Annotated in this window: 12 protein-coding genes; 5 read left to right on the forward strand and 7 right to left on the reverse strand. The window is 61.4% G+C overall.

The features are described from left to right. Positions 1–4: 4 nt before the first annotated feature. The 3 genes from DBR18_RS21805 to DBR18_RS21815 all read right to left on the reverse strand — a co-directional run bounded on the left by DBR18_RS21805 (position 5) and on the right by DBR18_RS21815 (position 1,632). Positions 5–799, reverse strand: coding sequence for a thiazole synthase (locus DBR18_RS21805; protein WP_108591866.1), 795 nt, complete (start codon positions 797–799; stop codon positions 5–7). A gap of 60 nt (positions 800–859) precedes the next feature. After that, a complete protein-coding gene (thiS, locus tag DBR18_RS21810) occupies positions 860–1,060 on the reverse strand; it encodes a sulfur carrier protein ThiS (protein ID WP_161794890.1) in 201 nt (66 codons plus the stop codon). 194 nt (positions 1,061–1,254) lie between these two features. Further along, positions 1,255–1,632, reverse strand: a complete 378-nt coding sequence (locus tag DBR18_RS21815; RefSeq protein WP_108591867.1) for a DUF423 domain-containing protein — start codon at positions 1,630–1,632, stop codon at positions 1,255–1,257. A 74-nt stretch (positions 1,633–1,706) separates the two neighbouring features. On the opposite strand from DBR18_RS21815, the gene mtgA reads away from it, so the two are divergent. After that, the gene (gene mtgA / locus DBR18_RS21820; RefSeq protein ID WP_027610570.1) at positions 1,707–2,429 is read left to right on the forward strand and encodes a monofunctional biosynthetic peptidoglycan transglycosylase; all 723 of its coding nucleotides are present in this window, start codon (positions 1,707–1,709) and stop codon (positions 2,427–2,429) included. 149 nt (positions 2,430–2,578) lie between these two features. Here the strand turns inward: mtgA and rpoH are convergent, their stop codons facing one another. From rpoH to ftsY, 4 genes are all read right to left on the reverse strand, one after another. Then, positions 2,579–3,433, reverse strand: a complete 855-nt coding sequence (gene rpoH, locus DBR18_RS21825; protein WP_003229146.1) for an RNA polymerase sigma factor RpoH — start codon at positions 3,431–3,433, stop codon at positions 2,579–2,581. Between the two features lie 115 nt (positions 3,434–3,548). After that, positions 3,549–4,574: a permease-like cell division protein FtsX gene (ftsX, locus tag DBR18_RS21830; RefSeq protein WP_108591868.1), complete on the reverse strand. Its 1,026-nt coding sequence runs from the start codon at positions 4,572–4,574 to the stop codon at positions 3,549–3,551. Beyond that, the gene (ftsE, locus tag DBR18_RS21835; RefSeq protein WP_003229148.1) at positions 4,571–5,242 is read right to left on the reverse strand and encodes a cell division ATP-binding protein FtsE; all 672 of its coding nucleotides are present in this window, start codon (positions 5,240–5,242) and stop codon (positions 4,571–4,573) included. Before ftsE ends, ftsX begins: the two co-directional genes overlap by 4 nt. Further along, entirely contained in the window at positions 5,239–6,753 is a 1,515-nt protein-coding gene (gene ftsY / locus DBR18_RS21840) for a signal recognition particle-docking protein FtsY (protein WP_108591869.1), read from the reverse strand. The genes ftsE and ftsY overlap by 4 nt, the downstream gene beginning before the upstream one ends. Here ftsY and DBR18_RS21845 point away from each other — a divergent pair. The 4 genes from DBR18_RS21845 (at position 6,752) to rsmD (ending at position 10,545) form a co-directional block, all read left to right on the forward strand. Next, entirely contained in the window at positions 6,752–6,946 is a 195-nt protein-coding gene (locus DBR18_RS21845; protein WP_025112092.1) for a hypothetical protein, read from the forward strand. The genes ftsY and DBR18_RS21845 overlap by 2 nt on opposite strands. Positions 6,947–7,098: 152 nt before the next feature. Continuing rightward, entirely contained in the window at positions 7,099–8,454 is a 1,356-nt protein-coding gene (locus DBR18_RS21850) for a pitrilysin family protein (RefSeq protein WP_108591870.1), read from the forward strand. Next, on the forward strand, positions 8,447–9,934 hold the full coding sequence (locus DBR18_RS21855; RefSeq protein WP_108591871.1) for a pitrilysin family protein: 1,488 nt from the start codon (positions 8,447–8,449) through the stop codon (positions 9,932–9,934). The genes DBR18_RS21850 and DBR18_RS21855 overlap by 8 nt, the downstream gene beginning before the upstream one ends. Next, positions 9,934–10,545, forward strand: a complete 612-nt coding sequence (gene rsmD, locus DBR18_RS21860; RefSeq protein WP_108591872.1) for a 16S rRNA (guanine(966)-N(2))-methyltransferase RsmD — start codon at positions 9,934–9,936, stop codon at positions 10,543–10,545. Before DBR18_RS21855 ends, rsmD begins: the two co-directional genes overlap by 1 nt. The last annotated feature ends 78 nt before the right edge of the window (positions 10,546–10,623 follow it).

Consider the following 10,623-nt stretch of genomic DNA (forward strand, 5'->3'; position numbering starts at 1 on the left):
GCTCTTACTTGATCAGACCATCCAGCGGCGAAGAGGCGCTGGCATAGAGTTTTTTCGGCATGCGGCCGGCGAGGTAGGCCAGACGGCCCGCGACGACCGCGTGTTGCATGGCTTGGGCCATCATCACAGGTTGTTGGGCATGAGCGATGGCCGAGTTCATCAGCACCGCATCGCAGCCCAGTTCCATGGCGATGGTGGCGTCGGAGGCGGTGCCGACACCGGCATCCACCAGCACCGGAATCTTGGCTTCTTCGAGGATGATCTGCAGGTTGTACGGGTTGCAGATCCCCAGACCGGAACCGATCAGACCGGCCAGCGGCATGACCGCGATGCAGCCGATTTCCGCCAGTTGGCGAGCGATGATCGGGTCATCACTGGTGTAAACCATCACGTCGAAGCCTTCCTTGACCAGCGTTTCGGCGGCCTTGAGGGTTTCGATCACGTTGGGGAACAGGGTTTTCTGGTCGGCCAGCACTTCCAGCTTCACCAGGTTGTGACCATCGAGCAGCTCACGGGCCAGGCGGCAAGTGCGCACGGCCTCGATAGCGTCGTAGCAACCGGCGGTGTTCGGCAGGAAGGTGTAGCGATCCGGCGACAGCACTTCGAGCAGGTTCGGCTCGCCTTCGATCTGGCCCAGGTTGGTACGGCGCACGGCGAAGGTGACGATCTCGGCACCCGAGGCTTCGATGGCCTGGCGGGTTTCTTCCATGTCACGGTACTTGCCGGTACCAACCAGCAAACGCGACTGGTAAGTACGACCGGCCAGGACGAAAGGCTTGTCGCTACGAACGATGCTCATGGGGAATCCTCTTTAGGGGTGAGGGTCTTGCAGAATTCTGTGCCCTTGTGGGCCGGGCGGCTAGCCGCCGCCGATGGCGTGCACCACTTCGACGTGGTCGCCGTCGTTGAGAACGGTGTCGGCATGCTGACTACGCGGGACGATATCCAGATTGAGTTCGACTGCTACCCGGCGACCGGTCAGGTCCATACGGGCAATCAGGGCCGCAACGGTCTCGCCGTCGGGCAGTTCAAGGGATTCGCCGTTCAACTGAATGCGCATGCGCCAGGCCGCCATCATTTTTAGGGGCTGGCATTCTAGCCCGATCACACGGGGTGACCCAAGCCATTCGTCTTGAAAGGCGCCGCCCCCATGAAATGGCCATCCCCTGTAGGAGCTGCCGCAGGCTGCGATCTTTTGATTTTGCTTTTAATGATCAAAAGATCGCAGCCTGCGGCAGCTCCTACAGGGACCGGTCAGGCCAGTTGCAGGCGCCAGGCGGCGAGGCCCAGACATAGCCAGCCGACCAGAAACGCCAGACCGCCGAACGGAGTGATGATGCCGAGCTTGCTGATACCGGTGGTGGTCAGCACATACAGGCTGCCGGAGAACAATAGAATGCCGACGGCGAACGAAATACCGGCCCAGGTCACCAGCCGCCCCTGAATCTGCGTGGCCAGCAGCGCCACACCGAACAGCGCCAGGGTGTGCACCAGTTGATAGGTCACGCCGGTGTGGAAAATCGCCAGATACTCGGGGGTCAGGCGGCTTTTCAGGCCATGAGCGGCGAAGGCGCCCAGGCCCACACCGGTAAAACCAAAGAAAGCGGCCAGCATCAGAAAGCCACGCAGCATGTGGAACTCCAGTCAGACTCGTTCGGCAGGGTCTGTATAATGGCCCGCTCTATCGGTTCGGCCAAGCCATCTCTATGCTGCGTTCACTTTTGCGTCGTCTCACGAAGGCCCTGCTCTGGTTCGCGGGCGGCAGTGTATTGCTGGTATTGCTGTTTCGCTTCGTGCCACCGCCGGGCACGGCGCTGATGGTTGAGCGCAAGGTCGAATCCTGGGTCGACGGTGAGCCGATTGACCTGCAGCGCACCTGGAAACCGTGGGACGAAATCTCCGACGATCTCAAAGTCGCGGTCATGGCCGGCGAAGACCAGAAGTTTCCCGAGCACTGGGGTTTTGACTTCGGCGCGATCCAGGCGGCATTGGCCCACAACGAACTGGGCGGTTCGATTCGCGGCGCCAGCACTCTGAGTCAGCAAGTGTCGAAGAACCTGTTCCTGTGGTCGGGCCGCAGTTATCTGCGCAAAGGCCTGGAAGCGTGGTTTACCGCACTGATCGAGGTGCTGTGGCCCAAGCAGCGGATTCTTGAGGTTTACCTGAACAGCGTCGAGTGGGATGACGGGGTGTTTGGTGCCGAAGCCGCAGCACGTCATCACTTTGGTGTGAGCGCCAAGTCACTGTCGCGGCAGCAGGCGAGTTATCTGGCGGCGGTGCTGCCTAACCCGCGCGTGTGGAGCGCCAGCCATCCAACGGCCTATGTATCGCGGCGGGCCGGATGGATTCGGCAGCAGATGAGTCAGTTGGGCGGGACCAGTTATTTGCTGGGGCTGGATGATTCGCGCCGGGCGCCTTGGGCGCAGTAGCTAAAAGCAAAAGATCGCAGCCTGCGGCAGCTCCTACAGGTGCAAAGCAGTCCCGTGTAGGAGCTGCCGCAGGCTGCGATCTTTTGATCTTCTAAACAAAAACGCCCCGATCATCACTGATCGGGGCGTTTTTTTTGCCGAGGCGCCGGTTAGGCGGCGATCGACAACTTGAGCTTGTTCATCGCGCTCTTCTCGAGCTGACGGATCCGCTCGGCCGATACGTTGTACTTCTGCGCCAGGTCGTGCAGCGTGGCTTTTTCTTCTGCCAGCCAGCGCTGGTAGAGGATGTCGCGGCTACGTTCGTCCAGCACTTCCAGCGCTTCGTGCAGGTTGTGGTTGGAGTTGTCGCTCCAGTCGGCATCTTCCAGTTGACGCGCCGGGTCGTACCGGTGGTCTTCCAGGTAGTTGGCCGGCGACTGGAAAGCACTGTCGTCATCGGCCTCTGCAGCCGGGTCGAAGGCCATGTCGTGGCCGGTCAGGCGACTTTCCATCTCACGCACTTCACGCGGTTCAACGCCGAGGCTTTCCGCCACACGGTGGACTTCCTCGTTGTTCAGCCACGCCAGACGTTTCTTCTGGCTGCGCAGGTTGAAGAACAGCTTGCGCTGGGCCTTGGTGGTCGCGACTTTCACAATGCGCCAGTTGCGCAGGATGAACTCGTGAATTTCCGCCTTGATCCAGTGCACGGCGAACGACACCAGACGCACTCCCATTTCCGGGTTGAAGCGTTTTACAGCCTTCATCAGGCCGACGTTACCTTCCTGGATCAGGTCAGCCTGAGCCAGACCGTAGCCGGAATAGCTACGGGCAATGTGTACGACAAATCGCAGGTGGGCGAGCACCATCTGCCGAGCCGCCCCCAGATCCTGCTCATAGTAGAGACTCTCGGCCAGTTCACGCTCCTGCTCCGGCGTCAGCAATGGAATGCTGTTGACGGTGTGCACATAGGCTTCCAGGTTCGCACCCGGAACCAACGCGTACGCAGGTTGCAAAGAATTGGTCATGCGAAAAAACCTCCCACTTACATACTCGTGCCTCTCGGCACTGCGAAAAATTGACCGGGAATTCAAGTACAAGTTCCCAAAAAAACCGCAAGGTCAATCACGCGCAAAAAAGATTCTACTTCGGCGCCAGCTCCCTGAGATGACGTGCGACTGCAATCCATGCACCGATATAACCCAACAGCACCGCGCCAAGCAAGAGCGACAGACCGTCGGCAACTGGCACTCCGGCCAGCGCGAAATCACTGCCGTACAAGCCGGCCAGTCCAACCACCGCGTCGTTGAGCCAGTTCAGGCCGAACGCCAACACACCCCAGGACAGAACCCCCGCACCGAACCCGTACAACGCGCCCATATACAGAAAGGGACGACGCACATAGCTGTCGGTGCCGCCGACGAGTTTAATCACTTCTATCTCTGTGTGGCGGTTTTCAATATGAAGACGAATGGTATTGCCTATCACCAAAAGTAATGCAGACACCAAAAGCACCGTCAGACCGAAGACAAAGCGGTCACCGAGCTTGAGGATGGCAGCCAGACGCTCGACCCAGACTAGATCAAGTTGCGCCTGTTGTACCTTGGGCAGCTCGGAAAGTTTTTGTCTTAATGCTTCCAGAGTCGGCTTGTCGACCTCGTTCGGGGTCACCAGCACCACGCCCGGCAGCGGGTTCTCCGGCAGCTCGCGCAGGGCTTCGCCCAGACCGGACTGCTGCTGAAACTCTTCCAGCGCCTGATCGCGGCCGACATATTCGGCATCAGCGACACCCGGCATGCCTTTGATCTGCTCGCGCAACGATTCGCCCTGCGCGGGCGTGGCGTCCAGTTGCAGATACAGCGAAATCTGCGCCGCACGCTGCCACGAACCGCCGAGACGCTCGACGTTGTTGATCAGCAGCGACAGGCCCATCGGCAGGCTCAGCGCCACGGCCATCACCATGCAGGTGAAGAAGCTGCCGATTGGCTGCTTGCCGAGGCGCCGCAGGCTGTCGAGCAGGCTGGCGCGGTGACTTTCGATCCACGAACGCAACAGCGTGGAAAAGTCCGGGCCGTCGTCATCGTCGTGTTTTTTCTTCTTTGGCGGTTGCGGGTCGGCGGCTTTCGGGGCCACGCGCTCGGATACCTTCGGACTGCGTGTCGCACTCATACGCCGGCCTCCCCGTCGCCGATCAGTCGGCCGCGTTGCAGGGTCAGCATACGGTGCCGCATACGCGCAATCAGGGCCAGGTCGTGACTGGCGATCAGCACGCTGGTGCCCAGCCGGTTGATGTCTTCGAACACGCCCATGATTTCGGCCGCCAGACGCGGGTCGAGGTTACCGGTCGGTTCGTCCGCCAACAGCAGCGCCGGACGGTGGACGATGGCGCGGGCGATGCCGACGCGCTGTTGCTGACCAGTGGACAGGTCGCCGGGGTACAGATCGGTTTTATCCGACAGCGCCACGCGCTCCAGCGCCGAATCGACGCGCTTGGCGATCTCGGCCTTGGACAGCCCGAGAATCTGCAGCGGCAGCGCGACGTTGTTGAACACCGTGCGATCGAACAGCAACTGGTGGTTCTGGAACACCACGCCAATCTGCCGGCGCAGAAACGGAATCTGCGCGTTGCTGATGGTGCTCAGATCCTGCCCGGCCAGCAGCAGTTTGCCGCTGGTCGGGCGTTCCATCGCCAGCAACAGGCGCAACAGCGTGGATTTACCGGCACCGGAGTGGCCGGTGACAAACAGAAACTCGCCACGACGGACTCGAAAGCTCAGCTCATGCAAGCCGACGTGACCGTTCGGGTAGCGCTTACCGACCTGTTCGAAACGAATCATGAACGCTCCCGCTCGGCAAACAGTGCCTGGACAAAGGGTTCGGCTTCAAAGGTACGCAGATCGTCGATGCCTTCACCGACGCCGATGTAGCGGATCGGCAGACCAAATTGCTTGGCCAGGGCGAAAATCACCCCACCCTTGGCGGTGCCGTCGAGCTTGGTCAGCGCCAGGCCAGTCAGTTCGACGGTCTGATTGAACTGCTTGGCCTGGTTGATCGCGTTCTGACCGGTGCCGGCGTCGAGCACCAGCAGCACTTCGTGTGGCGCGTCGGCGTCGAGCTTGCCGATCACCCGGCGCACCTTTTTCAGCTCTTCCATCAGGTTGTCTTTGGTATGCAGACGACCGGCGGTGTCGGCGATCAGCACGTCGATGCCACGGGCCTTGGCAGCCTGCACGGCATCGAAGATCACCGAAGCCGAGTCGGCACCGGTGTGCTGGGCAATCACCGGGATCTTGTTGCGCTCACCCCAGACCTGCAGCTGCTCAACGGCGGCGGCACGGAAGGTGTCACCGGCAGCGAGCATGACTTTCTTGCCTTCCAGCTGCAGCTTCTTCGCCAGTTTGCCGATGGTGGTGGTTTTGCCGGCGCCATTGACGCCGACTACCAGAATCACGAACGGTTTGTTCTGCGAGGTGATTTTCAGCGGTTGCTCGACCGGTTTGAGCATCGCCGCCAACTCGGCCTGCAACGACTTGTACAGCGCATCGGCGTCGGCCAGTTCCTTGCGGGCGACTTTCTGGGTCAAGCGCTGGATGATCTGCGTGGTGGCTTCGACACCCACGTCGGCGGTCAGCAGACGGGTTTCGAGGTCATCGAGCAAATCGTCATCGATGGTTTTGCGGCCAAGGAACAGACTGGCCATGCCCTCGCCGATGCTGGCGCTGGTCTTGGACAAGCCTTGTTTCAAACGGGCAAAGAAACCGGCCTTGGTTTCTTCGGTACGCGGTGCTTCGACTGGCGTTTCAGCAACCACTTCAACCGGCGCGACCGGAGCCGCGACAACCGGCGCAGGTGCAGGCTGCAGCGCAACCGGAGCAACCGGAGCAACCGGAGCAACCGGAGCAACGAATACTGGCGCAGCGGGCTCGGGAACAACCGGCGCAGGCTCGACAACCGGCTCAACCACTGGCGCCGGAGCGACTTCAGGGACGAACGCGGCAGGCGCGGGAATTGGAGGCGTCACATGCGGCGCGGCCTCTTCGACCAGGGCCACCGGCTCCTCTGCCACTGGCAGGGTGAGCCATGGCTCGGCAGGCGGAGTCAGTGGCAGCTCGGCCGCCACTGAAGTTTCAGGTTCGGGCTCAGGCTCGACCGGTTGCAGCACCGGCTCGGCAATCGGCAGCACGATCGGCGCCGGCTCTTCTTCTATGACTGGCGCCGGGGCTGGCTCAGGAATCGCGGGCGGCTGTTCGACGACGGGTTCCTGCGGTTTCTTACGCAGCCATCCGAACAGGCTTTTCTTCTCGCCAGCCGCAGCTGGGGTCTTCTTGTCGTCGTTGGAACCAAACATGGAGGACGGCTATCTCACGGTAGCGACGCGCCATAAGGGCGCCCCGGCAAATAAATATTCGATGCAGAACAGACTGTGTTTCATCCAGCTTGTTCACGCGCAACATTTTGTCGAGGCGCCACAGGCACCTCAAAGGTCGATTAATACGAAGGACTGGAACGGCATCGTCGGCGAAAACGCAGAGTTTAGCTGACAAACTCAAAGCTTCTGCCGGAAACCCATACAACCTACGGACCGATCAAAGGCCTGATAGGCGTGGCCGCCAGTAAAACGGATCAGTATCCTAGCACCTCCTCGCCCGCCTAGGCTAAGACCAAGCGGGCAGCCCAACAGGTTAAAAAACGAATGAATGCTCTAGCCCGCCGCGCTGCAGGCCTGCTGCTCAGCACAGTCTGCCTGCCCCTTTCGGCCCTGGCGGCCGACCCGCAACCGACCCACGAATTCACCCTCGACAACGGCCTCAAGGTCGTCGTGCGCGAAGACCATCGCGCGCCAGTCGTGGTGTCGCAGGTCTGGTACAAGGTCGGCTCCAGCTACGAAACTCCGGGCCAGACCGGTCTGTCCCACGCGCTCGAGCACATGATGTTCAAGGGCAGCGAGAAAGTCGGCCCCGGCGAAGCCTCGTTGATCCTGCGCGACCTGGGCGCTGAAGAAAACGCCTTCACCAGCGACGATTTCACTGCTTATTACCAGGTGCTGGCCCGCGACCGTCTGGGCGTGGCCTTCGAACTGGAAGCCGACCGCATGGCCAATCTGCGCCTGCCGGCTGACGAATTCGCCAAGGAAATCGAAGTCATCAAGGAAGAGCGCCGCCTACGCACCGACGACAAGCCGATGTCCAAGGCTTACGAGCGCTACAAGGCGATGGCTTACCCGGCCAGCGGTTACCACACGCCGACCATCGGCTGGATGGCTGACCTGGACCGGATGAAGGTCGAAGAGCTGCGCCACTGGTATCAGTCCTGGTATGTGCCGAACAACGCCACGCTGGTGGTGGTCGGCGACGTCACTCCTGATGAAGTGAAGACCCTCGCCCAGCGCTACTTCGGCCCGATTGCCAAACGCGACGTGCCACCGGCGAAGAAACCGCTGGAACTGGCCGAGCCGGGTGAGCGCCAGATCACCCTGCATGTGCAAACCCAATTGCCCAGCCTGATGCTCGGCTTCAACGTGCCCAGCATCGCCACTGCTGAGGACAAACGCTCGGTTAACGCCCTGCGGCTGATCTCGGCGCTGCTCGACGGCGGCTACAGCGGGCGCATCCCGACGCAACTGGAGCGCGGCGAAGAGCTGGTGTCCGGTGGTTCGTCGAGCTACGACGCCTACACCCGTGGCGACAGCCTGTTCACTTTGTCGGCGACGCCGAACACGCAGAAGAACAAGACCATGGCGCAAGCCGAGGCCGGTCTGTGGAAACTGCTGGAACAGCTGAAAACCACCGCGCCGTCCGCCGAAGAACTGGCGCGCGTGCGGGCACAAGTGATTGCCGGTCTGGTATTCGAACGTGATTCGATCACCAGCCAGGCCACCGCCATCGGCCAACTGGAAACGGTCGGGCTGTCATGGAAACTGATGGACACCGAACTCGCCGACCTGGAAAGCGTCACCCCGCAAGACATCCAGAACGCCGCCAAGCTGTATTTCACCCGCGAACGTCTCAGCGTCGCCCATGTCCTGCCACTGGAGACGACTCATGAGTGAGCGTAAAACCCCACGCCTGTTGCTCGGCCTGATCGCTATCGCCGTGATCGGCTCGGCAGCGTTCTATCTGATGCCCGGCGCCAAAACCGACGCCAGCGAAGCACTGGACAACGCCAAGTCCAGCCAGAAGCTGCAATCGCTGGCCGAACTCGACGGCAAGGCCCCGGCCAGCCGCAAGCTCGACGTGCAGACCTGGAACACTGCCGACGGCGCCAAAGTGCTGTTCGTCGAAGCCCATGAGCTGCCGATGTTCGACATGCGCCTGATCTTCGCCGCTGGCAGCAGCCAGGACGGCAATGCGCCGGGCCTGGCAATTCTGACCAACGCCATGCTCAACGAAGGCGTGGCCGGCAAGGATGTTGGCGCCATCGCCCAGGGCTTCGAAAGTCTCGGTGCGGATTTCGGCAACGGTGCCTACAAGGACATGGCGCTGGCCTCGCTGCGTAGTCTGAGTGCCGCCGAACAACGCGAGCCGGCGCTGAAACTGTTCTCGGAGGTGGTGGGCAAACCGACTTTCCCGGCGGACTCCTTTGCGCGCATCAAGAACCAGATGCTCGCCGGTTTCGAATACCAGAAACAGAACCCCGGCAAACTCGCCAGCCTCGAGCTGATGAAGCGTTTGTACGGCGACCACCCGTATGCGCATTCCAGCGACGGCAACCCGCAGAGCGTGCCGAAGATCACTCTGGCGCAACTGCGTGAATTCCATGCCAAGGCCTACGCCGCGGGCAACGTGGTGATCGCACTGGTCGGTGACCTGTCGCGCGCCGAAGCGGAGGCGATTGCCAATCAGGTCTCCGGCGCCCTGCCCAAAGGCCCGGCGCTGGCGAAGATCGCCCAGCCGCAGGAACCCAAGGCCAGCATCGGCCACATCGAGTTCCCGTCGAAGCAGACCAACCTGATGCTCGCGCAACTGGGCATCGACCGTGACGATCCGGATTACGCGGCGTTGTCGATGGGTAACCAGATCCTCGGTGGCGGCGGTTTCGGCACGCGTCTGATGAGCGAAGTGCGCGAGAAGCGCGGCCTGACCTATGGCGTGTATTCCGGGTTTAGTCCGATGCAGGCTCGCGGCCCGTTCATGATCAACCTGCAGACTCGCGCGGAGATGAGCGAAGGCACCCTGAAACTGGTGCAGGACGTGCTCGCCGATTATCTGAAGACCGGCCCGACCCAGAAAGAACTCGACGACGCCAAACGCGAACTGGCCGGCAGCTTCCCGCTGTCCACCGCCAGCAACGCCGATATCGTCGGCCAACTGGGTGCCATGGGCTTCTATAATCTGCCGTTGAGCTATCTGGATGACTTCATGCGGCAGTCCCAGAGCCTGACTGTCGAGCAGGTCAAAGATGCGATGAACAAACACCTGAGCACGGACAAACTGGTCATCGTCAGCGCTGGCCCGACCGTGCCGCAAAAGCCGTTACCGGCCCCATCTGATAAACCTGCCGAGCAACCGCTCGGGGTTCCGGAGCATTAATGGCTACTCGTCCTAAAAAACCTGCGCAGAACGTTCACAACGGTGTGAACCAGCTGCGCATCATCGGCGGCGAATGGCGCAGCCGCAAACTGAGCTTCCCCGATGCGCCGGGCCTGCGCCCGACGCCGGACCGCGTGCGCGAAACCCTGTTCAACTGGCTCGCACCGTATGTCGCCGGAGCCAAGGTGCTGGATCCGTTCGCCGGCAGCGGCGCGCTGTTTCTCGAGGCTCTGTCCCGAGGCGCAGCCATGGGTCAGGCGCTGGATGCCAGCCACGTTGCGGTGTCGAGCCTGAAGGAACACCTCGGCACCCTGCGCTGCAGCAACGGCCAGGTGCAGACCGCCGATGCGCTGCGGTATCTGGAAACCCAGGTCGCCACGCCGTTCGATCTGGTATTCCTCGATCCGCCGTTCAATCAGAATCTGCTGCCAGCGGTCTGCACCTTGCTGGAAGAGCGCCAATGGCTGGCGCCGGATTCGTGGATCTACACTGAAAGCGAGACCGCGCCTTCGACGCTGGGCCTGCCGGGCAACTGGCGCCTGCACCGCGAGCAGAAATCCGGGCGGGTGTACTACGCGTTGTGGCAACGTATGGCAGAGATCGCCGGTTAACTGAAAGTTTGCGCTAACTCTGTGGCGAGGGAGCTTGCTCCCGCTGGACTGCGCAGCAGTCACCAAAAAGGGCCGCTT

Source organism: Pseudomonas sp. HMWF021 (assembly GCF_003061005.1).
Lineage (GTDB): Bacteria > Pseudomonadota > Gammaproteobacteria > Pseudomonadales > Pseudomonadaceae > Aquipseudomonas.

What these genes read in the sequence shown, in the direction of transcription:
- DBR18_RS21805 (WP_108591866.1), bottom strand. Translation starts at nt 799, where the DNA reads ATGAGCATCGTTCGTAGCGACAAGCCTTTCGTCCTGGCCGGTCGTACT.
- thiS (WP_161794890.1), bottom strand. Translation starts at nt 1,060, where the DNA reads ATGCGCATTCAGTTGAACGGCGAATCCCTTGAACTGCCCGACGGCGAG.
- DBR18_RS21815 (WP_108591867.1), bottom strand. Translation starts at nt 1,632, where the DNA reads ATGCTGCGTGGCTTTCTGATGCTGGCCGCTTTCTTTGGTTTTACCGGT.
- mtgA (WP_027610570.1), top strand. Translation starts at nt 1,707, where the DNA reads ATGCTGCGTTCACTTTTGCGTCGTCTCACGAAGGCCCTGCTCTGGTTC.
- rpoH (WP_003229146.1), bottom strand. Translation starts at nt 3,433, where the DNA reads ATGACCAATTCTTTGCAACCTGCGTACGCGTTGGTTCCGGGTGCGAAC.
- ftsX (WP_108591868.1), bottom strand. Translation starts at nt 4,574, where the DNA reads ATGAGTGCGACACGCAGTCCGAAGGTATCCGAGCGCGTGGCCCCGAAA.
- ftsE (WP_003229148.1), bottom strand. Translation starts at nt 5,242, where the DNA reads ATGATTCGTTTCGAACAGGTCGGTAAGCGCTACCCGAACGGTCACGTC.
- DBR18_RS21845 (WP_025112092.1), top strand. Translation starts at nt 6,752, where the DNA reads ATGGAGGACGGCTATCTCACGGTAGCGACGCGCCATAAGGGCGCCCCG.
- ftsY (WP_108591869.1), bottom strand. Translation starts at nt 6,753, where the DNA reads ATGTTTGGTTCCAACGACGACAAGAAGACCCCAGCTGCGGCTGGCGAG.
- DBR18_RS21850 (WP_108591870.1), top strand. Translation starts at nt 7,099, where the DNA reads ATGAATGCTCTAGCCCGCCGCGCTGCAGGCCTGCTGCTCAGCACAGTC.
- DBR18_RS21855 (WP_108591871.1), top strand. Translation starts at nt 8,447, where the DNA reads ATGAGTGAGCGTAAAACCCCACGCCTGTTGCTCGGCCTGATCGCTATC.
- rsmD (WP_108591872.1), top strand. Translation starts at nt 9,934, where the DNA reads ATGGCTACTCGTCCTAAAAAACCTGCGCAGAACGTTCACAACGGTGTG.